Origin of the sequence: Sediminibacterium soli (genome assembly GCF_009939225.1) — a bacterium.
GTDB lineage: Bacteria > Bacteroidota > Bacteroidia > Chitinophagales > Chitinophagaceae > Sediminibacterium > Sediminibacterium soli.
Window position 1 is genome coordinate 394,093 of sequence record NZ_JAACJR010000006.1, and the last position, 24,098, is coordinate 418,190.

Below are 24,098 nucleotides of genomic sequence, written 5' to 3' on the forward strand. Positions count from 1 at the left end.
ACAATAACGGCAACTGTCCCGGTTTCCATACTGACGACTGACGCCGCTCATCGTCCCGGTCCACCATTTAACACATTATTTGCGATTGTATTTGCCTGCTAAGCAGCAAATATGTAATTTTGCACCCTGAAATAATGAGCGTGTAATCTATATACACAGTTATCTCAACAGGAGATGTGATCATACAGCCTCTTTCTAACGATTGAATCGGTTTCCCCCTGTTCCGCGCTCATACAACAACTTAATATTAAAAAGGAGAAATATTATGACTAGTAATGTTATGCCTTCTATTGTCCGGATAGAAGCAAATGAATTGAAAGCACTGGTAAAAGAAGTAAAAGAAACAGTGGCAAGCAATGTGATCCGTAATCCAAAAACGCAAAGCAGGATCTTTGGCGCGGTGGATATGTGGAACCTTCGCCGTAAAATGAAAACAGCCAGTCTGGCTGCTCATTACGGTCTGTAACGGATCGATGGCACACACCGGGTTGGGAATATCGACAGGATGGTTCAGCCACCAGGTCGGTTTTCTCATTCTCCCGATCCGGTTTTCCCTTCTGTCCACGCAAACTGCGCTGACCGCGGAAAATGCGCAAAACGTTCCCTGAAATGATCGGGGAGTACGGCCAGTTTTCTTTTGACCGCATCCATCCAGGCGCCATCCACCGTAAGCACGGCGCAGCGTATTTCTTTGTTCTTCCATAACTCGTGCACCATCGTCCAGCGACCGCCGTCACGGGTGCTTTTGGTTATCTCCACCGTCATTTCGAGCGAATCGTTGTAATGCACTTCTTTTTTGAAAATGCATTCTTCACGAAACAGGATAGGGCCGATCTGCGCCTTCATCATCTCTGCCGGTGTAAGCCCGGATTCCGTTAACAGCGCAATACGCACAAATGCGCCCCAGTCGTAGTACACCGAATGACGTACATGAAAATTGGGGTCGAGATCGCTCCACCGTACCTGTATGGGTTTGCTGTAATGGTTCATGCCACTAAGGTAGCGATAAAGCAGGGCGAAGCACGCACCGGCAGATCGTAAAGATGAATTAGGGTTACCGCAACTGCGACTGTATCTGCTGCTTGATATTCTCGGGCAGGGTTTCTTTCTGCCTGATCTCTTTGACAAGACAGGTGATGATCATCGTCTGTTTTTCAAAATGTTTGCAGGCGCCGCAAAGTCCCAGGTGCGTTCTTAACTGCACCTGTTCCAGCCAGGTGAGTTTGTTCTCTTCTCTTTTCGACAGCAGGAAAGTGGCTTTTTTACAATGCATCTTGCGTTATTTGGGGTTGATCCAGTTTTTTTCGAGACAGTTGCGCAGTTGCAGCTTGGCACGGTGCATCAGCACCCAGTAATTGGATGGGGTGATGCCCAGTGTTTTGCATATCTCGGCAGAATCCAGGTCGTCGAGGTACTTCATGGCAAAAACGGATTGCTGCGCATCGTGCAGTTTCTTGCGGCAGCCTTCAAAAGCCTGGTAGAATTCTTTGCGCTCAACTTCCCCGTCGGCGGCATTGCGCCAGTCGGCAGGTTCGTCCTGCTGGTTCCAGTGACCCGGCTCTCCGAAATACCGGTCTTCGGTATTGTCCTGGTCGATATGCACCATGATATCCGTCGATTTCCTGCGGTAATGATCAATGATCTTGTTCCTGCAGATGGCGAACAGCCAGTTTTTTTCGGAAGCCTCGCCTTTATAGCCCTCCCTTGCCTTCCAGGCGCTCAGGAAAGTTTCCTGCACGATGTCCTGCGCCAGCGCCTGATCGTTCACACGCGGCAGTGTATACGAGTACAATGCATCGGCGTATTGGGTAACCCATTCCTGTGGATGAAGACTGTGTGCCATACATCGTGAAAATACACATTTCCCCCGGCTTGCCTGGTTGCCGAAAAGTGGGAATTATGCAATTTTTATCCCGATTCCTGTAATGCTGCTGTGGATAGCCTGGCGGAACTTTGAACAAAACAAATCATGGAACCCCGGTTTATACTTGTATGGATGATGCTGGGCGCGGTCACCGCCATGGTGATGGTGGTTCACAAACCGCTTTCGGCTTTTTTCAAAGCGCGCAGACGCTGAACACAGGATATTTTTTTTCATATAGCAGTTAGTTTTGGTCCAACCCCTGTTTTCACAGGGGTTTCCATTATATGGAATCCGTCTCCACCTGATGGAATTTCTGTTTATCTTTTGCCGATTTTACAACCAAACCTGCCTATATGAAATCCTTGCTGTCCATTCTGCTCTGCGCTGTATGCGCAACTGCCAGTGCCCAATCCTATTCACCCACCGCCGATAACCTTGCTGCCAGGAAAGCGTTCCAGGATATGAAATTCGGCATGTTCATCCATTGGGGCGCCTCCAGCGTGCTGGGCAGCGGAGAATGGGTGATGAACAACCGCAATATCCGCGTAAACGAATACAACAACCTGATCCGCGTATTCAATCCCCAGGATTTCGACGCAAAGAAATGGGTGGAGACCGCAAAGAATGCGGGTATGAAATACATTACATTCATCACACGCCACCACGACGGTTTCAGTAACTGGGACACCAAACAATCGGACTGGAAAATCACCAATACGCCCTATGCAAAGGATGCATTGAAACAACTGGCGGAGGAATGCCACAAACAGGGGATTAAATTATTCTGTTATTACTCGCTGCTCGACTGGTACCGTTCGGATTACCAGTGGGAGACGGGCAAGACCGGAAAAGGCACCGGCAGGAGCGGCAAAAGCAATTGGGAAAGCTATATCGCCTTTATGAAAGCGCAGCTGACAGAATTGCTGACAAACTACGGCGAGATATCGGGTATATGGTTCGATGGTCACTGGGACCAGCTGGATAACGACCACGACAAAACGCTGCAGTCAAAAGTGAACTGGCATTACAACGAGATCTACACGCTGATCCATAAACTGCAGCCGCAATGCCTGATCTCCAATAACCACCACCTGGCACCCATACCCGGAGAGGATTTCCAGGCTTTTGAAAAAGACCTGCCGGGTGGCAACACCACCGGTTTTGGCGGTGCCAGCGTTTCGCAGCTGCCGCTTGAGACCTGCGAAACCATGAACGATGCCTGGGGGTACAATATGACCGACCGCAAATTCAAATCCTTCAAAACCCTGATCCATTATATGGTGAATGCCGCTGCGCTCAACGCCAATTTCCTGCTGAATGTGGGTCCGATGCCCAACGGTGTGATACAGCGCGAGTTTACCGATACGCTGGCAAAAATGGGCAGGTGGATGCAGCAATACGGCAGCAGTATTTATGGTACAAGGGGCGCTGTGTTACCGGCGCAGGACTGGGGCGTGGTTACCGCCAAAGAAAAAACCTGGTATGCGCATGTGCTGCGCAAACCGCAGCAGTCCTATATCTTACTCCCGCAGGTAAAAGAAAAAGTGACCGCGGTATCGCTGATGAACGGTGGTGCCCTGCAGTTTAAACAGCAGGCCGAAGGTATTTTTGTCTACCTGGATAAGACAGCGCCCGACGAGGTGGATACAATCGTGGAACTGCGGTTCTAACCCTCTTTTTTCCGATCGGAAACAAACAAATGCAACCGCGGAACGGCAAAACCGTTCCGCGGTTGCTGTTTACGTAAGTTTTACATTGCCCGTAAGGGTACAGTCTTTCGGTTCTTCGCCGATCATCGTCACCGTAAGTATATCGATCATCACATCCTTCCATTGCGGGTAGCGTTGCAGGTACTGCTGGGATGCCTGCAGGAAAGACAGCATTTTACGGCGGGTAATGCCTTCGTCCGAAATGGTATTGACCGGATGATAGGACTTAGTGGTAACACCGATAAAATGCAGCCGTCCGAACCGGGAGGCAATGATATCGATCTTGCCATGGCAGTAGGCCCAGTTGCGTTTAATAAGCAGGAAGCCTTTCTCCGTAAGCCAGCCTGCCACACGTAATTCCAGTTTCTCTTCTTTAAGCGGATCTGTCTGCATATGCCCGGGTTTTGCTGAAGATATATACCCCGCAAGCATCGTGCCTTTTTTGCGCGGTAACGATCTGCTGATATTCCTTTGTTTTTGCCTGTTTTGGGCAATGAATTCCACAATGCCGCCTGTGGGAAAGCGTGGTATCATTTATGCGGGAAGGAGGGTAGTAAGGAACGAAAACCCGATGGCCGCAAAAAGTGGCGGATATTGTTCAACGGCATTGTTCAATTAGTAAAAACGATTGTATGAAAAAGACCTATTTCGCAGCGATTTTCCTGTCTCTGGCGGCGGTGGTTTTGTTTGCGTTCAGCCCCCAGCGCCTGGGGTCTGTTAAAGGAAGCGTGACCCCGGTAGATGGGGCAAGCCAGGTTTGGCTGATTACCGCAAAAGATACGCTCCGGTCTGGTATACAGAACGGTGTGTTCCAGGTTACCGGTGTCAAACCCGGCACCTGTACGCTGGTGGTAGAGGGCATTTCTCCCTATAGACAGACGGTACGCACCGGCGTGGAAGTGTTTGAAGGCACCGAGACCAATGTAGGGGAGATCATCCTGGAAAAAGCGAAAAAAAGCAGCGCGCCGCTGTGGTAGGGAAATGCATTGTTGACCTAAACTTTTCCTATGAAATACATTTTGCTCGGCGTTATGAGCCTGATCATGGCCACCACCCTGTGGCATCCGCTGGTTATCGGCGTGAGACATGCCCATGCTGCGCCGGCAAAAAAACAGGGCGGACCAACCCTTTCGGGCGAATGGTTCTTACAACCGGTACTGGCTTCCGATACGGCCACGGGTAAGCTACCCACCCTGCGTTTTGATCTCAGAAATGGAACGTTCACGGGGTTTACCGGTTGCAACCGGATCAACGGAAATTTTTTACTGAAAGGAGATACCCTGCATTTCAACGAAAAGATCAACCTCACCAGGATCGTTTGTGAAGGATATAACGAAAAGGAATTCCTGCTCAACCTGCTGCGGGTGGAGCGGTACCGGATCAAAGAAGGTGTGCTGTGGCTGATGGTAGACCAGACGCCTGTTTCCAAATGGCTGCGCAAAGCGCCGGGAAAACAAACCGTGTAAGATGAAAACGACGCTAACGATAGTCTGCGTTGTTTTGTCTGCAGCGATGTTTTCCTGCAAACAGAAAAGCCAGGGCGGCGGAACGGCGATAGCAGCCGATACGCTGCCGCCGCATGCACCGCCGCCGCATGCACCGCCGCCGGATTCGGGTCTGTATCCCGTGGATTCTTCCCGGTACCATACAGACACTTCTTCACAGCACCGTATGTTCTAACGCTAAAACGAATGACCATGAAAAAATCTGATCAGGCTGTCAAAGCGCAGCAGGAAGCCGGCGAAAAAGAAACCAGTAAGGGCAAGCCCACTTCCACACAGGACACAGGCCCCAAGAACCAGGTAAACGAATCGCTGCGAGGCGACGATTATAGCGAGGAAGAAACACATCTCGACAGCGCCGAGCTGCGGGACGCCGATGCCGAATCAAAAGGTGAATAAGGCAGGGGATAAACGCTTAAAAAGAAGGTTATGCATTCGGTAGACAAAAACTGGAATGAAGGGTTGCTTGCAGAACTGGAAGCGCTCGACGGGGAACTGGTGACAGTGGACGGGAAACAGCTGAAGCCAAGCCAGTGTTACCATATCGGTACCCAGCCACCGCATGTATTGTTCAATACGAACTGTCCGGCCGACCTGAAAGAGAAGGTAAACCGTATCCTCGATAAATACAGTATTGTTTAACGCCCTTCGGGCAGCCATTTGGCCAGGGTGTCCTGCAGGGCCTGTAAGGTGAAAGGTTTGTTGAGATGATCTTTCATACCGGCGGCAAGCAATTCCTGCTCCTGTTCTTCATCCATGCTGGCCGTCATGGCAATGATCACGGGCTGCTTCCAGTCGGTGGCATTGGCCAGTATCTGTTCCGTGGCGGTGATGCCGTCCATTTCAGGCATCATCACATCCATAAAAATAAGATCGAAGGGTTGGCTGCAGGCCGCGTGGAATGCCTGTAATCCATCACCCACGATAACGGGTTCGATACCTGCTTTCTGGAATAGCAGGCCAATGAGCTTCTGGTTAATGGGATTGTCTTCTGCAATAAGAATACGTGCCGCCATGTCTTGCTAACTGCTGTATCAGCAAATATATCTTCCATGCCCAATCTGGCCAAGCATTGGTTTAAAATTCCTGTATGCGGAATGGTGGGGTTACCAGCACCTGCCTGCATGCAGCGATCGGCAGCCCAGCGCTTCTTTGCGTAACGAATTACCGTACGACGGCTCGCCTCATTTTGCTTATCTTACTGCGATAAAACATTCGCCATGATGAAAAAAATCTTTCCCGGTATCTTATTGCTGTTCCTGGCTCCCGCGGTTTCGGTAACCGCACAGCAGGGCGACCCGTTACAGGCGGGCGATAACCTGGCCGTTACCGCCACCGAAAGCGGTAAGGTAAAGGGCTACCTGCACAACGGTATCTTCACTTTCAAAGGCATACCCTATGCAAAAGCAGAACGGTTTCTTGCCCCGCAAAAACCCGAGCCCTGGACCGGTGTGCGCAGCTCTATGACCTACGGGCCGGTATGTCCTACCGACGCCACCACCACCGTAAACGATGTGTTTGAATTTGCGTTCAACCATAACTGGGGATATACCAATGAAAACTGCCAGACCCTGAATGTATGGACGCAGCAGCTGAACGATGGAAAGAAACGCCCGGTGATGCTCTGGCTGCACGGCGGAGGTTTTACCGCGGGCTCTTCTATCGAATTACCCTCTTACGACGGCGAGAACCTGGCGAAGAAGGGCGATGTGGTGCTGGTGTCGATCAACCATCGCCTGAACGTGCTGGGCTTTCTGGATCTTTCCGCCTATGGCGATAAATACAAAGCATCTTCCAATGCCGGTCTGCTGGATATACAGATGGCGCTGCAATGGATCAGGCAGAACATAGCACAGTTCGGCGGCGATCCGGGTAATGTGACCATATTCGGACAGTCGGGCGGCGGTGGTAAGGTAACCAGCCTGATGAATGCCCCTTTGGCCAAAGGATTGTTTCACAAAGCCATTGTGCAGAGCGGCAGTTATATCACCGGGGGCTTTGCGGAAAAAAGCAGCAAACAAAAAGTGGCCGCCGCCCTGCTGGCAGAACTGGGACTGAATGCATCGCAGGTGGATTCGCTGCAGAGACTGCCTTACGAAGTGCTGTACAGCGCCGCCAAAAAAGCATCCCGCAAGGTATCGGCCGAACTGGTGAAGGAAGGTAAGCCCGGAGTGGGGTGGGGCCCTGGTATCGACGATTATCTTCCCGATCAGCCTTCTACGGCAAAAGCGCAGGAGCTGGCCAAAAATATTCCCCTGCTGGTGGGTTCCACCAAAAACGAAGCCACGCCGTTTGCGCCCGCTAATCCGAACATAACGATGGAGGAGGTGAAAGCGAACCTGCAGAAAAAATACGGTGATAAAACAGACGCGTATATGGCTGCGGTAAAAACGGCTTACCCGGCTGCCAGCCAGCCGGCAGGGTATACAGACATCGATTTCAATTTCCGTTCCTTCGCCATCAAACATGGCAATACGAAAGCCGTGCCCGGCGCAGCGCCGGTATATATGTACCTGTTCACCTGGCAGTCGCCCGCCAATGGCGGTATATATAAGTCGATGCATTGTATGGACCTGGCTTTCCAGTTTGATAACATCGACCGCTGCCAGGAAATGACCGGCGGCGGCAAACAGGCTAAGGAACTGGCGGCGAAAATGAGCAGCGCCTGGATCAATTTTGCACGCACCGGCAACCCCAATGCAAAAGGACTGCCCCAGTGGCCGGCCTATACCAGGGAGAACGGGACTACCATGATCTTCGACAACCAATGCGAGATCAGGCATAACCCCGACCTGGAACTGATGAAGATCGCCGGTTCTTTGTAAACGAGGCAAACCTAAGCGAGGCCCCGCGCTTTCCTTAGGTCTGTTTGCCTACAGACCGGACCTTTTGTTTTCCCGGAATTCTTTCCGTGTAAAAATCTTTGCGGCGGAACAGAAAAACCGTGTTTATTTTACACCGGATGACGAAACCCAATAACAACAGGCTGCAAGCTTTCGGCCGCTCCCTGCGCGGCGCGCTGCAGGTACTGGTGTCGAACGACCCGCTGCGTTTGGCGGGGGCCACGGCTTTTTTTACCACGTTTGCCCTGCCTTTTATACTGATCATACTGATACAATTGCTCAGCCTGCTGTTTAACAGGGGAGACATCAGCACGGAAATGTTTGACCGGATGTCTTCGGTGCTGGGAGAGGAGAGTATGCGCCAGGTGGTGGTTACCATCAGGGGTTTTCGCGGCCTGGTGGAGAGCTGGTGGGCCGTTACGGCGGGATCGCTGTTCATGCTGTTCGTGGTCACCACTTTGTTCCGTGTTATCCGCAATTCCGTGAACCAGTTGTGGATGATACGGGTAGACCCCGACCATGCCTTCCGTATTTCAATGATAGGGAGGCTCTATTCCCTGCTGCTGGTGCTGGTGATAGCGGTACTGTTTCTTGCGGGCGGTGTGCTGGAAGGGCTGCAGGTGGTGCTGGGTAAGTACATCAATGAGTTGTTGCCGGGCTCGGGTATTTTCCTGAGCGGGCTGCTCTCTTACCTGATATCGGTGTTTATAACGGCAATATGGTTTGCGCTGCTGTTCCGTTTTGTGCCCGATGGCCGTGTTTCCTGGCCGGCTTGCATCACGGGCGCGCTGCTGACCAGTTTTCTTTTTTCGATAGGGAAGCTATTGCTCAAGCACCTGCTGGTGGACAGTCATCTCGAGATCGTATTCGGCAGGTCGGCGCCCTATGTGCTGGTGCTGCTGTTTGTGTTCTATTCGGCGATGATATTGTATTTCGGCGCCTCGTTCACCAAGGTATGGGCGACTGAAACCCGCAGTCACATCGGTCTGCTGCCGCATTCGGAATTCTATATATACGGCAAAAAAGTGGCCGAGATCGAAACCGAAAATTTCGGCGACGAGGCAATGGCCAATTAAGCGTCAGTTGCTCCAGCAGTAATCAGTCTATTCCCGGCAAACGGTTTCCCATGCCGGCAGCTACAGTTTTTTTGGCCGGTATACCGTCATACAGTAATATTGCAGCCCGGCGTGTGTAAGGCTGTATGAGCATGCAGCGGCAGGCGCGCGAGGACCCAAACCAACGGCATTTTTCAGGCCCAGATGGCGGAACTGGTAGACGCGCTAGACTCAAAATCTGGTTATCGCAAGGTAGTGCAGGTTCGATTCCTGTTCTGGGCACAAAAGCTGAAAAACAGCTTTTATAAACCGTTTAAAATCAATGTTTAAGCGGTTTTTTTGTTTGGAAGAGGTGTCAAAAAAGGTGTCAAAATGTTCCTCCCACAAGGTAAAGAATATTTGGTAGCATTCAATTTAGTTGTGCAGGGTAGGCGATTAAAAAGCCTTAACCACTCGATGTAATCCCATATTTCTTATCATAGTACGCCTTTATATCAGCTTTACGAGTATGATAGTCGAAGAGACAAATCAACTGTGAGTTATCCTCCCTAAGACCTCTCGAATGCATACAATTGTGGCAATCACGATTTATATCTGCATAAAATCGCCCTTAAAGTTAATTGAGGTTTAATGTCATTCATTCTCGAAGAAACCGATTACACCCAAAGCATTTGTCTTTATCCCTCGAATCTCCAGTTTTCTTCTCTATCAGTGACTCTGCTGTTAGCCAACTTTGTAAAAATGCTAATTCCAGATATTGTCATGCCGTGTGAAATATTCTTTGAAAAACGGGTTCAAGTGCCGCTCCCAAAACATATCCCAAAATGCCTGCAATCAATAATAACCATGGAGTTTCTTTGACTATTCCTCTTCATCCAGATGGCCTTCCAGTTCGCCTTCAAGCATAGAATTGAGCAACTCCTCCAGCAAGGGGGCAAAGGCGCCGCCTTTACTGAACAATGATTTACCCGTCCGGAACTGCTCTTTGAGCTTTTGCTTCATTGCCTCATAATCGAGGCTTCCAGGATTGTTCTTTTCCATTTTCTGTGTTTTAAAGTTAATTACTTAACTCCTGACACAGTTTATTTTACACTCTCGGCAGGTAAGAAATCAAAATGAATTTGGTTAGTTTAGATTATCTGGATATGTAAGTGGCATTGTAAGATTGTCTGATAATACAAGTAGTTCTTCGCCCTTTTTTGCTTTGTTAGCATGATAATTTAACGAAAACTCGTAACACGATCGATCAGCATATAACGATGAAATTTCAGATACATTATCATAAGTCAATATCCAATTCATGTCAGCATTTTCGTTTAAGATTTTTGCCAGCTTTTGATGATCGTTGTGCCTATAATGGTTAAGATATAGTGAACTTCCTTTAACGTAATATGGAGGATCTAAATAAGCGAAAATTTTCGACTTGTTTTTTAACTGCTTAATCAGACTGATCCCGTCTTTGTTAGTTACTTTAATTCGGTTTCGGTATTGTCCTATTTTTTCGATTCGTTCAACAAGATGCTCTCTGTGAAATCTTGCATCAATTCCCCACTGACCCAATTGTTCGTTACCCCCGATCACACCGCCTTCTATGATACCAGATCGGTTTGTTCTGTTTAAATAGAATGTAGCAAACCCCAACTTAAATGAGTCTGTTGTTTTGCTTGAATATATTTTTTTTTGTTTACTCCACTCGTCCATTGTAAGCGGAACAGTCTTTATTTTTTTAATAAATCGATCCGTTTCATCAACCACAGATTTCCAAAAAGAATATATCGCAGGGTCAAAATCATTAATAATTATCTGCTCTATTTTTTCAAGCATTAACAGCGTGAGGGCAGCTCCAGCGCCTCCCGCGTAAGGCTCGACATAAGTACAATCAGATAAATCGTTTTCTACAATCAGATCAGCCAAAAACTCAGATAGGCAAGCTTTTCCGCCTGGATACCTCAAAGGGCTGTAAAATTTTTTCGATTTATTTGCTATGGACACCATTGGTTATTGGATTTAAAATGATTTTAAAAAGGCCTTCGATTTTACCCCAGGCCACCCGTACATCTTTTTCTGACGAATTCCAGTTCTCATTATGATTACTCATATTCATCCGTTCAAGTGAATAAGGACTATCGTAATCCGATTTTATTTGTTTTACGACTTCTATGATGTTACTATCAATGATGAACTTACTTTTTCGATTAATTATATGTGTCAGCATTTCACCTAATTTGGGATTGTGCTGATCGGTTTTTGCGATGGCACTATATTCTCCCACTTGTTTAAAAAATACTATCAAAGCGCATTCCAGAAAACTTCTCAAAAGATCATGAGCTGCGTTGGGGAATTTTTTTACATTAATATCTTTAAGTTCGTCATAAAGGAAGCGCAGCGCTGTACTCTTTAATTTATAAGGCAGATGGGAAGAAAGAAACAAGCCATCTGGCAAAGGCGTACTTCGATAATTCCCAGATTCTTTACTATGCTTATTTTCCTTAAAGTCTTTAGCGCTAAATTTTCCTTTCTTTTTAAGATTGGGTTTACAATCATCGGGTAGCGCCTCAACATATTTTTGTATTTGCGTGGCTGTGTTTGTTTTACGGGAGTCAACAGCCCCGGTAGCAACATCTTCCACAAGTCTTGTATAACCCTTATTAAACTCTTTTTGATCAATGTGACCTTTCAGTTTACCATTGGCATCGAATTCATAGCCGAATGCTTCCTGCACATGTGGACTATCATACAATCTTTCTAGATTGGTGATTGGAAATTTTCGTTCATCGTGAATTTTATCCAAAACACGAACGTCAGAAAATGGCAAAGATTTAGCCAAATGATGCATTTCAATCATCTTAATAAACTTGGGTATATCGTGCTCTGGATAATCCTCTTTGAGCATTTGAATTGTCCTTCCGTTATCTATCTGGCTTTTGTAAAAATAGGCTTGGCGCAAAGGCTTCCAAGGGCGTCTATAATTGATTGTATGCTTATTGGCAATATGCTTTAAAGCCGATTCACGGTTTGGAGCAATAACTACCTTTATCGTTGTGATATTTGGATTGGTAAGTGATTTTATTTTGTCCTTAAACGCGGGAACCAGGTCAGGTTGATTCATGGCTTTGAGTGCGGCCAATCTTCTGTTGCCTTCAATAATTACAAGCTTCCCTTTTTCTTTAACGGCAATGGGAAACTCATCGGGGAAGAGTCTATTCTGAACAAAACTTTTTACTAAATCAAAAGCATCTTCATTGGAAAATAAATCCTGTATTAATGCGTTTTGTGTATTTGCGGAAATTGGAAGTCGTATATTTTTCTGATCGAGAAAAAGGTCAATAACAGAATGATCCTCTTGTGGCCAATAATAGTTTATTTGTTTTTTTGTCGGCATGTTAGTTTTGTTGCGCCAAATTCTGGCCTTAATTAAGTTTGTCGGTTGTTACCTTCACAGCTTCTAAGGTCCAGGTAATTATATTCGACATCAGTTCTTCAGAGAATAGTTTGGGGGCCTTATCCACAATTCTCAACCGGTCAAACAAAATTCCTGACAACACAACTTTTTTATACCATCTTTCATCAACGAGTATATCTGAAATGAAAAACATTTTAATCGGCGTAAAAGCAGGTTGTCGGTACAACCATGATTTACAGAAGGCAGTAGGATCTAAATCAGATAGTTTGTCTTCCCATGTTGTACCAGTTTTACATTGACCGAAGGCTACCAATTTAGCCGCTTTTTTATCACTAAAATTGATCCATGCTAAAACGTCAAGCCCCCCATCATTTTCATCAACAGGTCCACCAGAGTGGTTTACGAACTCTATTCCCTCGCCGGTCAACTCACAAAGGTTATTTACTTTCGACTCGAAGCTTCCTGGTACAGCAGTACCAAACACGATTGCTTCACTAAGTGGGCCAAGATAATTTCTTGTCACTTCTGCAGAAATGAACTCTAGAAGTCCTGCGCCATTCACCTCCTTAAAAATTCTATTGTCATTCATATTGAGTCGTGTGGACATCAATAGATAAACGTAGGTATATGCTGATGGGTCAGCAAACCCGTTAAACTTCAGTAATTCTCCCTCGAACTGCAACTCAAAAGGATACTGTCCACCACAGGCTAATTTCCTGCGATCACATTCACCGGAAACCATTTCAATCTTTTCACGCATTTTATCTGCATAGTCGTCGATGCCATCATCACTTTCTTCATCAGCCGGTCCTAAAAATTCTTTAAGAATGTCATTCAATGACGCTTCATAGTCTTTTGAGATTAGCGTTTTTACTTCTAGGTAGTCACATATTTCAACGATATGATCCTCACCGGTCGGACTTTGGGTAAATAGCTTAAACATGGATTATTTTTCGGTGAGTCTTTGTTTTTTTGAATTACCTGCTTGGGTGCTATAAATACTCTCCATCGTAGAGTATAACTGATCGCTCATATCAGCTATAGTTCCAGACATTCTTAGTTTTTCTTCATCACCCTTATAACCAGTAGCAACATATTGCAATGCTTTATACAACGCTAATTTGGAGTCATTCAGGCTTTGGAAAAATTTGCTATCATCAGGTTGGCTGTTCTCATATGCAACCGACAAGTCACCTTTGCTTCTTAATGTTTCGATTGCAGCAGGCACCTTTAACACACTATCAAGATTACGTAAATCTGGGTTTTGTGATTGGATGATCGGTTTGGTATCTTCCATTTTATTTCCATACATCCAGGTAAGCAATTCGCCAAGCTCATTTACTTTTTGAACAGGATCTTTCACCTCTTCGGAAACGTCTTTCAACCCGATGAAATCTTTTACACCTTCATATTGAAGTCCTGTATATAAATGTGAAAAATATAGACGTGTTGGATAAATATTTGCTCTATTGAATACTTTAGTGTCTTCTGCCTGGGTTAAAACCATAAGTGCCTGATACAATCTTTGCGCAATTTTATTTGAATCGCCAATCTGCAAAGCAATTGCGTTGAGTGGCACACCAAAGTCATTATGCACATGGGCAATATATTGAGCTTTGGCAAAACTCGTCCACTTCAGTGCTCCATTAACATGCTTGAATCCTATAAATTGCCAAGATTTTTCCCTGGATTCTTCCACCATTACTGGCAAAAGTTGCAGGCTTTTTATTAGCGCTTCTGAAGGAGGGGGTATTTGTGAAGGATAATATTCTGTATACTTAGCATACTCAGTAATTACCTTAATCGCCGCTAATCTTCGGTTCCCTTCTATAACCGTAAAGCTATCTTCATTATCATTTTTTACGGCGACCAATGGCTCATTTTCAAAAAAGCCGGAGTTATAAATAGACAAAACAATCTCTTTCACAGACATTATTTTACATAATACCCCAATCATGTCTTCTTCACTAGATGCCTCATTAATACCAAATTCAAATAAACGCGGGTTTTTGGTATCAAACCGAAGCTTTGCGAGTTCTATTTGTTCTATTTTGGTCATGTCTAAAATTTAAACACCGGCATAATACCGGTGGGTAACAAACAAATTGTCTGAAACAGGGCGAACTTACGCCTCTATATTAAGCATTTTGGCTTAAATCTGCAAATATAGATACTTTATAGTACGTTTTAGATATTGAATTTTAGCGGATTAACTCTTAAAATATATAGACCGTCTAGGGTTAATTAGTCTAATATCATTAACCCTGAACCGATGTGGTAAGTATTTCCGGTTGCCATTTTACGATTCGGTGGAGTCATAATCAAAGCGGTATTCGAATGATAATATTTAGCTATAAAATCGAATGACAATCTAACATCATTGCCTAACTTTGAGCTGTATTTAGAAAGTTCTTTATTCATTAACCAAGTCCGAAAAAGTGACCTGATTTTGTGCAGGTTCGATTCCGTGTTACGGAACATCTGGAAAATCCGGCGCGTACTTGGCACACAATACCTATAAGGTATTGAATATCATAAGAGATCGTGTTCCTGTTCTGGGCACAAATTTAAATGAAGCAATTACACATGGGGTAATTGCTTTTTTTGTGCCTGGAATTCGAACCTTGCACTGAAAGTTGCAAAAATCGACAAACAGCAATAATTTTTAATGCTCCGTATTCTATCTACCCCCAGGAAATTCTAAGAGGCGTTTCAATGCGTCAAGCTGCATTCTCCTGCCGGTTTCTTTCTTCAACAAGATCATAATATACCTGTAGCCGCATCCAGTATTCAGCCGATATCTTCAGCAGTTTCTCCAATTTCAGGGCGAGCGCAGCACCCACATGACGCCTGCCATGCAGCAAATCGCTGAAATGACTGGGTCTCATATCGAGCTGGCAGGCAAAATCCTGTTTACTGATATTGCGGGCGGTTAGCTCGTCGGCGAGAACTTCGCCGGGGTGCAGTGAAATATCTGTAAATATCTCTTTCCCGTTCTTTCCTATGATTTTATAATCGGACATACTTTCTTTTTGTAAGGGTAGCGGCTCCTCTCCGCTACCCTGATAAACCTGACAATTCTATACAATTACCGGTAATGATTGGTCAGTTCCTCAATTACCAGAATTTCGCTGATCCCGATAGTGCCTCCGGCCTCAACACTCAGTATGAGACGGTACTTCTGATCAACGCGGACCGAATAAAACCCTTTGTAATCTCCTTTCAGGGCTTCCAGGTTCAGTTCTTTCAGATTATATAATTCTTTGAGGCTGCCTGCAGACCTGAGTTTCAGTATAGTCTTCTTGAAAGCAAGAATGACCTCCGTATTGAATCTCGGTTTGCCAGGGAGTCTCTGACTTCTGAATACCTTTTCCAGATACTCGTTGTTAAATCTGATGTTCATCAGCAAAAATTAAAAGAGCGATCGTAAACAGCAATAACTGCATTACTTCCCAAAAATAGGTAATTTTATTGAATTACCAAAAAGTGGGAAGTTGATTAGATATATCATCCACAGCAGGTATATTCGACAGATACATTATATGTGCCGTGGAAGGGTTATTTTTCTTTGTATAATTTGACAAAGAATACATATGATACGCTTGGTAATCGAATAGGACGATTGCCTGACCAGTTTGCCCGCGTTGTAAGAAGAAAACTCAACACTCAAATCAAAACGGTAGCATTTCCAGGTGGCGGGAATTCATACCGCTTTCGGGCAACACTTATTCGGGAACCGCATAGCCCGCTGCGGGAGACTATCCGGAGAAACTTGTTTTTATCCGACCGGTCAATGGCCCTGCAACAATGAAACAATATAACCCTATAGCCATTTAACAACCCCACCCGCCAATACACTCATTTTCAAATCCCCTGATTCTCAAATTTTCAAATTACCCTCCAACACCCTATCCAAATATTTCTTCCGGTAATAATATTCTTTTACTTGCAGCAGTTCTTTTTCGGAAGTAATACCTTCCTGATAATCTGCCACAGTCTTTTCCACAGGTTCATATAGCGCTTGTTTAATGTTATCGATGGTTGCAGCGAGTTGCTGTTTTGCCTCGGGTGTATCCGCTTCCAGGGCCTGGTCGTTCAACTCCAGCATTTCCATCAGGAAATCGGGCGGGAGCTGGTATTTCTCTTCTTCTTCCAGCAGTCCCTTCAGCTGCAGCACATATTTGATGGTTGCATCGGGATTGCGGAATATTTTATACGCCATGTTCACCTGCGATGCTTTTTCGAGCATGGCATCCTGTTCCTCCTCGCTGGCCTGCCCGTGAAAATCCGGGTGGAATTGCCTGCTGAGTTCATAAAACCGGGTCTTTACCAGGGCAGGATCGGGGCGCAGTGAAACAGGGATATGGTATAATTCGAAATGGTTCATCTGTCTGGTTGCTGTTAGTCTGTTGCTTTATTGAGTCATTGGTTTACGGTTGCCTGCGATCGAAGGGACGGTTATTTCCGGTTGATGTTTGAACAGGAAATTTGGTCAGCCTATCGACCCATAAAATCAATCAACCCATAAACCGCCCGACAATTCCGCAAAATTACGAAATGATAGACACTCTTTTTTCCTGAGTATCAGGCACTCATCAGCTAGCCAGGGAAAAAGATCTGCAGTGCCGGTTTTTTCACGCGCTGAAACGCGGGAATGGCGTGCAAAATTAACTTGAGCCGGTAGCGGTATTCACTATGAGAATCCAATTCCGCTTTCTATCTTACCCGCACCAAAAAACCAGCCATGAAAAAAGCATTGCGTTATACGCTACTGACCTTTACCGTCATTGTGGTGATCGTGGGTGTGGCAGCCGCCTATATCAAATTCGGATTACCCGATACCGGCGACCCCGAAAACATTACCATCCATTATACGCCTGAACGTGTGCAGCGAGGCGAGTACCTCGCTAACCATGTAACGCTTTGCGTGGACTGTCATTCTACGCGCGACTGGTCCCTGTTCTCAGCACCGCCAACAGCCGGCACATTGGGTAAAGGCGGGGAGGCATTTACGCCGCAGATGGGATTTCCCGGCAGTTTTTATTCCGCCAATATTACACCCGCTGCGGTATCGGGTTATACAGACGGCGAATTGTTCCGTGCCATCACCACCGGGGTAAAGAAAAACGGTAAGGCGATGTTCCCGGTAATGCCTTATTTAAACTATGGCAAAATGGACAGGGAAGATATTTATGATATCATTGCCTATATCCGTACGCTGCAGCCGCTCGATAACAAAATACCTGAATCGGAGGCGGATTTCCCGGTAAATTTCCTGATCAATACCATGCCGACGAAAGCCGCGCTGGTAACCAAACCCCCGGTGAGCGATACGATCGCCTACGGTGGTTACCTGGTTAAAGCGGGCGCGTGCGGTGAATGCCATACACCATTCGACAGAGGTAAATTCGATGAAGCATTCCGTCTTGCCGGCGGCCGCATATTTGAACTGCCGGGCGGTACGCTGCGATCCGCCAATATCACGCCCGCGGCCTCTGGCATCGGTAAATTATCCAAATCGGATTTTATAACCCTGTTCAAACAGTATGCGGACAGTAATTACCGCTCACCAAAGATCGACTTCACCAAAGAATACAACACCATCATGCCCTGGACCATGTACGCCGGTATGAAAGAAGAAGACCTCGGCGCCATCTATGTCTACCTGCGTACCCTGCAACCTGTTGACCACGAGGTAGTGAAGTTCACCGGTAGAAAATAGGCTGATTGGTTTGTTGGTACAGTGTGAAGTACCGTGCTCGTTATTGGCAGACCAATAAACGAACGAACTAATCAACCGATAAACCGCGGGACTTCCTTAAATTACCGGATGCTTACCATCGGCCTGATCCGGGAAGGGAAAATTCCCGCTGATAATCGTGTTGCCTTATCGCCTGCGCAGTGCAGGTGGTTATCGGATAACAGGGATGTAGCGATCCTTGTGCAGCGTTCACCGAACCGGTGTTATACGGATGAAGAATACCAGCAGGCAGGCGTGAAGCTGGTGGAGAAAATGGATGACTGCGACATACTGCTGGGGATCAAGGAAGTGCCGGTGGATCAGCTGATCAGTGGCAAGACCTATCTTTTCTTCTCCCATACCCGAAAAAAACAGGCGCATAACCGGCATATGCTGCAGGTGATGATGGACAAGAAGATCACCCTGATAGACTACGAATGCCTGGAGCACGAGGACGGGCAGCGGATCATCGGCTTTGGATTTTTTGCCGGTATCGTGGGGGCGCATAACGGTATCATGGCCTATGGTAACCGGACCGGTCTGTTTCATTTGGGCAGGGTACAAGATGTGCGCGATTACCGGGATCTTATCCATACGTATTTCGGTCTGAAATTACCACCGCTGAAAATAGCGGTTACCGGCAGCGGCCGCGTGGCGCATGGTATTCTCGAGATCATGAACCTGATGGACATACAGGAAGTTGAGCCGGAAGAATACTGCGCCAGGGATTTCCGCTACCCGGTATATGTGCAGCTGAAAGGCAGTTACCTGTACCGTCACCGGCAGCATGGCGGGTACAGCCGCGACGATTTTCATGCGCATCCCGAATCGTATACCTGTGTGTTTGCACAATATGGTTCATATACCGATATACTGATGAACGGGGTTTACTGGGATACCGGTATACCGCGGCTGTTTTCCATGAACGATGTACAGCAGCCGGCGTTTCGCATACAGACGATCGCGGATATTACCGATGATAAAAACGGAAGTATTCCCTGTAACCTGGGCGATGCCACGATCGATGATCCTGTTTACGGTATCGATAAGTTCACCGGCAGCAAAACAGCACCCTACCTCAGCAGCAGCATCGATATTATGGCCGTTGGCAACCTGCCCAATGAACTGCCAAGGGATGCCAGTCGTTTTTTTGGCGAGCAGCTGATCAAATACGTATTGCCCGACCTGCTAAGCGGCGGAAGCCAGGTGCTTGACCGCGCGATGATCCTGCGCGGGGGAGGACTTACACCCGCATTCGAATACCTGTCCGATTATGCGGCGCATTAAATACCCGCTTTATAAATAGAGGTAGTACGCTTTCAGCAAAGACACAAACCGTTCGCTGTATGCATTTTCTTCTTTGATCGTTATTGCATCCGTCTGTGTTGTTACAGCATAGGGAACAAACCAAAGCATCGTCCTGAAAAAACCATGCTTTTCTGTTTGTCTTACATCCACAACCCAGGATGCAGTCAAACCCTGTTGCCCGGCCAGCCGCATACTTTCTTCCTTTCGGTGATAGGGCAGTAGTAAGGCGATTGCGCCGCGGTCGCTGACCAGTTCCCTTGCGATCCGGAACAGTTCGTCCAGCCCAAGCGCCGCGCCATGCAATGCGAGGTTGCGTTTTGCGTCTGCGCTTTTCAGGTCGTTCGCAAAAAAAGGCGGGTTGGAAATAATCAGATCGTACCGCTCACCCGGCTGCCAGGACCTGATATCGCCGTTCACCAGCTGCAGCCGTTCCTTCCAGGGCGATGCCCCGAAATTTTCCGCGGCCTGGACTGCCGCTTCCGGGTCTATCTCAACCGCATCGATCATCGCCCCGTGTTGCTGTGCCAGCAATAAAGACAGCAGGCCTGTTCCTGTCCCGATATCCAGCACCCTGCCGCCGGTATGCTCCGCCGCAGCCATATCCGCAAGCCAGGCCCCGAATAAACAGGCATCCGTGCAAACCTTCATCGCACAGCGTTCCTGGTGTATGGTAAATTGTTTGAACTGAAAAGACACGGGATGGGATGTTGAGTGGTGAATATCGAATATCGAACAAGGAACAGATGAACAAGGAACAGATGATCGGATTTAAAATCTTATCTTATCTTATCCGATCCTCCGTTCCCTGCTCCTTGCTCCTTGTTCATCTGCTCATTACTCCGTTAGTTCCTTCAGCAGCCCCGCCAAATCCAGCCGCTCCGTCACCATCTGCAGGTTGCCTTGTTCGTCGAAGGGCCATTGGTCATGGGGCTTGTCCCAGTAGAGTTCTACGCCGTTGTGATCGGGATCATCGAGGTAAAGCGCTTCGGAGACGCCGTGATCGGATGCACCGGTAAGCGGGTAGCCGGCGTCGTTCAGTCTTTTCAGAACGGCAGCCAGGTCTTTGCGGGTAGGGTAGAGGATGGCTGTATGGAACAGACCGGGCGAATGTATGTTTGCCGGCGCGGCATCTTTGCTGTACCAGGTATTCAGACCGATATGGTGATGGTAGCCTCCTGCTGAAATAAAGGCGGCCTGTGTTCCGTATTTCTGCATCAGCTGAAACCCGAGCAGTCCCTGGTAAAAACCAAGTGCGCGGTCAAGATCGGCCACTTTGAGATGCACGTGCCCGATGCGTGTGTTGGGTGGTACGGTATATTCCATACCCAAAACTCCATAAAAAAAACCATCACGCAATGCGTAATGGTTTTTCAAAAATTATCGGGATCCGGATTATTTATTGCTGGTAAGGCTCGCCAGGAGGTATTCCTGGTTCAGGCGGGCTATATTGTCCAGTGAAATCTCTTTGGGACAGGTGGCTTCGCAGGCGCCGGTATTGGTGCAGGATCCGAATCCTTCCTTATCCATCTGTGCCACCATGTTCAGTACACGGCTGCTGCGTTCAGGATCGCCCTGCGGCAACAGCGCCAGGTGCGAAACCTTGGCAGATACAAACAGCATGGCGCTGCTGTTCTTACACGCCGCCACACAGGCGCCGCAGCCGATGCACATAGCCGCTGCAAAAGAGGCATCCGCATCGTCTTTCGGGATCGGGATGGCGTTGCCGTCTACGGCATTACCGGTATTCACACTGATATAACCGCCGGCCTGTATGATACGGTCGAACGCGGTACGATCCACCATCAGGTCTTTGATCACGGGAAATGCGTCGGCGCGCCAGGGCTCCACCACAATGGTATCTCCGTCCTGGAAAGCGCGCATATGCAGCTGACAGGTGGTGTTTGCCTGCCAGGGGCCATGCGGTTTACCGTTGATATACATGGAACAGGCGCCACAGATACCTTCCCGGCAATCGTGGTCAAAAACAATCGGCTCCTCGCCGGTCTGTACAAGCTGTTCATTCAAAACATCAAACATCTCCAGGAAACTCATTTCAGAAGAAATGTTTTCCACTCTGTACATTTTGAATGCCCCTTTTGCATTGGTGTCTTTTTGACGCCATACTTTGAGGTTCAGGTTCATGCTGTAATGTTCCATACAATAATTTGAAAATTTGATGATTTGAAAATTTGAGAATCTGATCAGACAGCAGTCTTCTTTGATGTGGCGATGATCCTCGACAGGATGCGGATGATATCATTCAGTTCATCCGACGCCTTTTTGTCGAAGGGGTATGACTCGCTTTTTTCGCATAGCAGTAACCAGTAATACGATTCACTCGCTTCCTTGGCGGCGATTTTCATTTTGTGGATGAAATCGTTCTTGCTCTCTGCATTCTGTGCTTCAAAGACGTTTGCGCCGATGGCCGTAGCCGAGCGCAGCAGTTGTCTGGCAATCACAAATTTTCTATCCTGTTCAAGAACTTCCGTATACTTTATGATCAGCAGTGAAAACGCTATGGTCTTCTCTATGATCAAATTCTTTTTGTCATTCCGCATCACTGAAAATTTGAAGTGCAATTGTCAAATTAGCACACTTTCAAATTTTCAAATCATGCCTGCATTAACTACCCGTCACAACTACTTATAATTCCGCTGCGTCGGTTTGATCACTTCGTAGTTGAGTGACTCTTTCCTGAGTTCCCAGTTACTGTCGCCGTTGTACGACCATGCGGCTACGTACATGTAGTTGGCATCGTCGCGGAGGGCTTCGCCTTCTTCGGTCTGGTACTCCTCGCGGAAATGGCCGCCGCAGCTTTCGTTGCGGTTGAGCGCGTCTTTGCACATCAGTTCTCCCAGCTCGATGAAATCGGCTACGCGATTGGCTTTGTCCAGTTCGGGGTTCATTTCGCCGATGGCGCCGGGAATACGCAGGTCGCTCCAGAATTCTTTTTTCAGGGTCTGTATCTCAACGATCGCTTCCTGCAGACCATTTGCATTGCGCGCCATCCCGCATTTGTCCCACATGATCTTGCCCAAACGCTTGTGAAAACTTTCCACGCTCTGTTTACCGTTGATGTTCATCAGCGTATGGATCCTGTCGGACACCGCTTTCTCGGCTTCTTCAAAAGCCGCATGCGAAATGTCCACCGCTTTGGTGTAGATCTCGTCTGCCAGGTAGTTACCGATGGTATAGGGTATCACAAAATAACCGTCGGCCAGGCCCTGCATCAATGCCGAGGCGCCGAGGCGGTTAGCACCGTGATCGCTGAAATTGGCTTCGCCGAGCGAATACAGTCCGGGTATATTGGTCTGCAGTTCATAATCCACCCACAGTCCGCCCATGGTATAGTGTACGGCAGGGTAGATACGCATCGGCACTTCATAGGGGTTTTCGCCGGTGATCTTTTCGTACATATCGAACAGGTTGCCGTATTTCTCTTTCACAACATCTTTGCCCATGGCAATGATCTCTTCCTGTGTGGCGTTGTCTTTGCCTTCCTTGCCCGCTTCGATCTTTCCATAACGAATGATCGCCGCGCCAAAATCGAGGTATACCGCCTGTCTGCTGGTGCCTACGCCATATCCTTCATCGCATCTTTCTTTGGCTGCACGGGAAGCCACGTCGCGCGGTACCAGGTTACCAAAGGCAGGATACCTTCTCTCGAGGTAATAGTCCCTTTCCTCTTCGGGAATATCGCTGGCTTTGCGGTTATCGCCTTTTTGTTTGGGCACCCAGATACGTCCGTCGTTACGCAGCGATTCGGACATCAGCGTAAGTTTAGACTGGTGGTCGCCGCTTACCGGTATGCAGGTGGGGTGAATCTGTGTAAAACAGGGATTGGCAAATGCCGCTCCTTTTTTATGTGCTTTCCATGCCGCGGTAACATTGCTGCCCATGGCATTGGTGGAAAGATAGAATACGTTGCCGTAGCCGCCGCTGCAAAGCAGTACGGCATGCCCGAAATGTCTTTCAAGTTTACCGGTGATCAGGTCACGGGCAATGATGCCCCTTGCCTTGCCATCGATTACCACCACATCCAGCATTTCGTGGCGACTGTACATTTTTACATTGCCCAGTGCCACCTGTCTTTCGAGCGCCTGGTAAGCGCCTATCAGCAGCTGCTGTCCTGTTTGGCCCGCTGCATAAAAGGTACGTTGCACCTGGGTGCCGCCGAATGAACGGTTGCTCAGCAAACCGCCGTATTCGCGTGCAAAAGGTACGCCCTGCGCCACGCACTGGTCGATGATATTGGCGCTCACTTCGGCCAGGCGGTGAACATTGGCCTCGCGTGAACGGTAATCGCCGCCTTTGATCGTATCGTAGAACAAACGGAAAACACTGTCGCCGTCGTTCTGGTAGTTCTTGGCGGCGTTGATGCCTCCCTGCGCGGCGATAGAGTGAGCGCGGCGGGGAGAATCCTGGAAACAGAATGCTTTTACCTTATAACCCAGTTCACCCAGCGAAGCCGCTGCGGAAGCGCCCGCAAGACCGGTACCGATCACGATCACTTCAAGCTTGCGTTTGTTGGCAGGGTTCACCAGTTTGCAATGTCCCTTATAGTCGGTCCATTTATCGTCTAAGCGACCGGAAGGAATTTTTGCATCTATCATATTGCGAGGTTTGTCGGTTTGAGAATGTTCGATGAATGGTGGATTGCAATCGTGTTTTCTT

At 47.5% G+C, this 24,098-nt stretch carries 29 protein-coding genes and 1 tRNA gene; 12 read left to right on the forward strand and 18 right to left on the reverse strand.

The genetic code is table 11. From position 1 onward, the window contains the following. Positions 1 to 265 precede the first annotated feature (265 nt). Complete coding sequence (locus tag GWC94_RS05670; RefSeq protein WP_161834060.1) at positions 266 to 466, forward strand: hypothetical protein; 201 nt, start codon at positions 266 to 268, stop codon at positions 464 to 466. A gap of 65 nt (positions 467 to 531) precedes the next feature. Here GWC94_RS05670 and GWC94_RS05675 read toward each other — a convergent pair whose 3' ends face one another. From GWC94_RS05675 to GWC94_RS05685, 3 genes are all read right to left on the reverse strand, one after another. After that, positions 532 to 990, reverse strand: coding sequence for an acyl-CoA thioesterase (locus tag GWC94_RS05675; protein WP_161834061.1), 459 nt, complete (start codon positions 988 to 990; stop codon positions 532 to 534). Positions 991 to 1,054: 64 nt separating this feature from the next. Continuing rightward, positions 1,055 to 1,273, reverse strand: a complete 219-nt coding sequence (locus GWC94_RS05680) for an anti-sigma factor family protein (RefSeq protein ID WP_161834062.1) — start codon at positions 1,271 to 1,273, stop codon at positions 1,055 to 1,057. A gap of 6 nt (positions 1,274 to 1,279) precedes the next feature. Further along, positions 1,280 to 1,843, reverse strand: a complete 564-nt coding sequence (locus GWC94_RS05685) for a sigma-70 family RNA polymerase sigma factor (RefSeq protein ID WP_161834063.1) — start codon at positions 1,841 to 1,843, stop codon at positions 1,280 to 1,282. 374 nt (positions 1,844 to 2,217) lie between these two features. On the opposite strand from GWC94_RS05685, the gene GWC94_RS05690 reads away from it, so the two are divergent. Beyond that, positions 2,218 to 3,534: an alpha-L-fucosidase gene (locus tag GWC94_RS05690; protein ID WP_161834064.1), complete on the forward strand. Its 1,317-nt coding sequence runs from the start codon at positions 2,218 to 2,220 to the stop codon at positions 3,532 to 3,534. A 69-nt stretch (positions 3,535 to 3,603) separates the two neighbouring features. Here the strand turns inward: GWC94_RS05690 and GWC94_RS05695 are convergent, their stop codons facing one another. After that, positions 3,604 to 3,966, reverse strand: coding sequence for a YraN family protein (locus GWC94_RS05695; RefSeq protein WP_161834065.1), 363 nt, complete (start codon positions 3,964 to 3,966; stop codon positions 3,604 to 3,606). A 239-nt stretch (positions 3,967 to 4,205) separates the two neighbouring features. On the opposite strand from GWC94_RS05695, the gene GWC94_RS05700 reads away from it, so the two are divergent. The 5 genes from GWC94_RS05700 to GWC94_RS05720 are packed head-to-tail and all read left to right on the forward strand — an operon-like array spanning position 4,206 to position 5,717. Next, entirely contained in the window at positions 4,206 to 4,550 is a 345-nt protein-coding gene (locus tag GWC94_RS05700) for a peptidase associated/transthyretin-like domain-containing protein (protein WP_161834066.1), read from the forward strand. 30 nt (positions 4,551 to 4,580) lie between these two features. Further along, positions 4,581 to 5,039: an META domain-containing protein gene (locus GWC94_RS05705; RefSeq protein WP_161834067.1), complete on the forward strand. Its 459-nt coding sequence runs from the start codon at positions 4,581 to 4,583 to the stop codon at positions 5,037 to 5,039. A gap of 1 nt (position 5,040) precedes the next feature. Next, positions 5,041 to 5,253, forward strand: coding sequence for a hypothetical protein (locus GWC94_RS05710; protein WP_161834068.1), 213 nt, complete (start codon positions 5,041 to 5,043; stop codon positions 5,251 to 5,253). Between the two features lie 17 nt (positions 5,254 to 5,270). Beyond that, positions 5,271 to 5,474: a hypothetical protein gene (locus tag GWC94_RS05715; RefSeq protein WP_161834069.1), complete on the forward strand. Its 204-nt coding sequence runs from the start codon at positions 5,271 to 5,273 to the stop codon at positions 5,472 to 5,474. 30 nt (positions 5,475 to 5,504) lie between these two features. Next, positions 5,505 to 5,717 carry a hypothetical protein gene (locus GWC94_RS05720; RefSeq protein ID WP_161834070.1) on the forward strand — a complete coding sequence of 71 codons (213 nt, stop codon included), beginning with the start codon at positions 5,505 to 5,507 and terminating at the stop codon, positions 5,715 to 5,717. Here GWC94_RS05720 and GWC94_RS05725 read toward each other — a convergent pair. Beyond that, complete coding sequence (locus GWC94_RS05725; RefSeq protein ID WP_161834071.1) at positions 5,714 to 6,091, reverse strand: response regulator; 378 nt, start codon at positions 6,089 to 6,091, stop codon at positions 5,714 to 5,716. The genes GWC94_RS05720 and GWC94_RS05725 overlap by 4 nt on opposite strands. A gap of 204 nt (positions 6,092 to 6,295) precedes the next feature. Here GWC94_RS05725 and GWC94_RS05730 point away from each other — a divergent pair, with 204 nt between their 5' ends. From GWC94_RS05730 to GWC94_RS05740, 3 genes are all read left to right on the forward strand, one after another. Further along, on the forward strand, positions 6,296 to 7,900 hold the full coding sequence (locus tag GWC94_RS05730; protein WP_202628647.1) for a carboxylesterase/lipase family protein: 1,605 nt from the start codon (positions 6,296 to 6,298) through the stop codon (positions 7,898 to 7,900). A 137-nt stretch (positions 7,901 to 8,037) separates the two neighbouring features. Beyond that, positions 8,038 to 8,994 carry a YihY/virulence factor BrkB family protein gene (locus GWC94_RS05735; protein WP_161834072.1) on the forward strand — a complete coding sequence of 319 codons (957 nt, stop codon included), beginning with the start codon at positions 8,038 to 8,040 and terminating at the stop codon, positions 8,992 to 8,994. A 177-nt stretch (positions 8,995 to 9,171) separates the two neighbouring features. Beyond that, positions 9,172 to 9,255 (forward strand) — tRNA-Leu (locus tag GWC94_RS05740). Positions 9,256 to 9,834: 579 nt separating this feature from the next. Here the strand turns inward: GWC94_RS05740 and GWC94_RS05745 are convergent. The 8 genes from GWC94_RS05745 to GWC94_RS05780 form a co-directional block, all read right to left on the reverse strand. Continuing rightward, positions 9,835 to 10,014: a hypothetical protein gene (locus GWC94_RS05745; RefSeq protein WP_161834073.1), complete on the reverse strand. Its 180-nt coding sequence runs from the start codon at positions 10,012 to 10,014 to the stop codon at positions 9,835 to 9,837. An 84-nt stretch (positions 10,015 to 10,098) separates the two neighbouring features. Continuing rightward, positions 10,099 to 10,968 carry a DNA adenine methylase gene (locus GWC94_RS05750; protein WP_161834074.1) on the reverse strand — a complete coding sequence of 290 codons (870 nt, stop codon included), beginning with the start codon at positions 10,966 to 10,968 and terminating at the stop codon, positions 10,099 to 10,101. Next, a complete protein-coding gene (locus tag GWC94_RS05755) occupies positions 10,949 to 12,355 on the reverse strand; it encodes a hypothetical protein (RefSeq protein ID WP_161834075.1) in 1,407 nt (468 codons plus the stop codon). Before GWC94_RS05755 ends, GWC94_RS05750 begins: the two co-directional genes overlap by 20 nt. Positions 12,356 to 12,383: 28 nt before the next feature. Further along, positions 12,384 to 13,319: a hypothetical protein gene (locus GWC94_RS05760; RefSeq protein ID WP_161834076.1), complete on the reverse strand. Its 936-nt coding sequence runs from the start codon at positions 13,317 to 13,319 to the stop codon at positions 12,384 to 12,386. A 3-nt stretch (positions 13,320 to 13,322) separates the two neighbouring features. After that, positions 13,323 to 14,435 carry a ParB N-terminal domain-containing protein gene (locus tag GWC94_RS05765; protein ID WP_161834077.1) on the reverse strand — a complete coding sequence of 371 codons (1,113 nt, stop codon included), beginning with the start codon at positions 14,433 to 14,435 and terminating at the stop codon, positions 13,323 to 13,325. 661 nt (positions 14,436 to 15,096) lie between these two features. After that, complete coding sequence (locus GWC94_RS05770) at positions 15,097 to 15,399, reverse strand: HigA family addiction module antitoxin (protein WP_161834078.1); 303 nt, start codon at positions 15,397 to 15,399, stop codon at positions 15,097 to 15,099. Positions 15,400 to 15,464: 65 nt separating this feature from the next. Continuing rightward, positions 15,465 to 15,779, reverse strand: a complete 315-nt coding sequence (locus tag GWC94_RS05775) for a type II toxin-antitoxin system RelE/ParE family toxin (protein WP_161834079.1) — start codon at positions 15,777 to 15,779, stop codon at positions 15,465 to 15,467. A 477-nt stretch (positions 15,780 to 16,256) separates the two neighbouring features. Further along, positions 16,257 to 16,763: an iron-sulfur cluster co-chaperone HscB C-terminal domain-containing protein gene (locus GWC94_RS05780; RefSeq protein WP_161834080.1), complete on the reverse strand. Its 507-nt coding sequence runs from the start codon at positions 16,761 to 16,763 to the stop codon at positions 16,257 to 16,259. Between the two features lie 357 nt (positions 16,764 to 17,120). Between GWC94_RS05780 and GWC94_RS05785 the strand changes: the two genes are divergently transcribed. Both GWC94_RS05785 and GWC94_RS05790 read left to right on the forward strand, forming a co-directional pair. Continuing rightward, complete coding sequence (locus GWC94_RS05785; protein ID WP_161834081.1) at positions 17,121 to 18,098, forward strand: c-type cytochrome; 978 nt, start codon at positions 17,121 to 17,123, stop codon at positions 18,096 to 18,098. Positions 18,099 to 18,206: 108 nt separating this feature from the next. Further along, positions 18,207 to 19,403 carry an NAD(P)-dependent oxidoreductase gene (locus tag GWC94_RS05790; protein WP_161834082.1) on the forward strand — a complete coding sequence of 399 codons (1,197 nt, stop codon included), beginning with the start codon at positions 18,207 to 18,209 and terminating at the stop codon, positions 19,401 to 19,403. Between the two features lie 9 nt (positions 19,404 to 19,412). On the opposite strand, the gene GWC94_RS05795 is transcribed toward GWC94_RS05790, so the two are convergent. From GWC94_RS05795 to GWC94_RS05815, 5 genes are all read right to left on the reverse strand, one after another. Next, positions 19,413 to 20,120 (reverse strand): tRNA1(Val) (adenine(37)-N6)-methyltransferase, encoded by a 708-nt coding sequence (locus GWC94_RS05795; protein ID WP_317163440.1) that lies wholly within the window; start codon positions 20,118 to 20,120, stop codon positions 19,413 to 19,415. A 138-nt stretch (positions 20,121 to 20,258) separates the two neighbouring features. Further along, positions 20,259 to 20,747, reverse strand: coding sequence for a VOC family protein (locus GWC94_RS05800; RefSeq protein ID WP_161834084.1), 489 nt, complete (start codon positions 20,745 to 20,747; stop codon positions 20,259 to 20,261). A 69-nt stretch (positions 20,748 to 20,816) separates the two neighbouring features. After that, positions 20,817 to 21,581: a succinate dehydrogenase/fumarate reductase iron-sulfur subunit gene (locus GWC94_RS05805; protein ID WP_161834085.1), complete on the reverse strand. Its 765-nt coding sequence runs from the start codon at positions 21,579 to 21,581 to the stop codon at positions 20,817 to 20,819. A 44-nt stretch (positions 21,582 to 21,625) separates the two neighbouring features. Next, positions 21,626 to 21,982 carry a four helix bundle protein gene (locus tag GWC94_RS05810; protein WP_161834086.1) on the reverse strand — a complete coding sequence of 119 codons (357 nt, stop codon included), beginning with the start codon at positions 21,980 to 21,982 and terminating at the stop codon, positions 21,626 to 21,628. A gap of 81 nt (positions 21,983 to 22,063) precedes the next feature. Further along, a complete protein-coding gene (locus GWC94_RS05815) occupies positions 22,064 to 24,037 on the reverse strand; it encodes a fumarate reductase/succinate dehydrogenase flavoprotein subunit (protein ID WP_161834087.1) in 1,974 nt (657 codons plus the stop codon). Positions 24,038 to 24,098 lie beyond the last annotated feature (61 nt).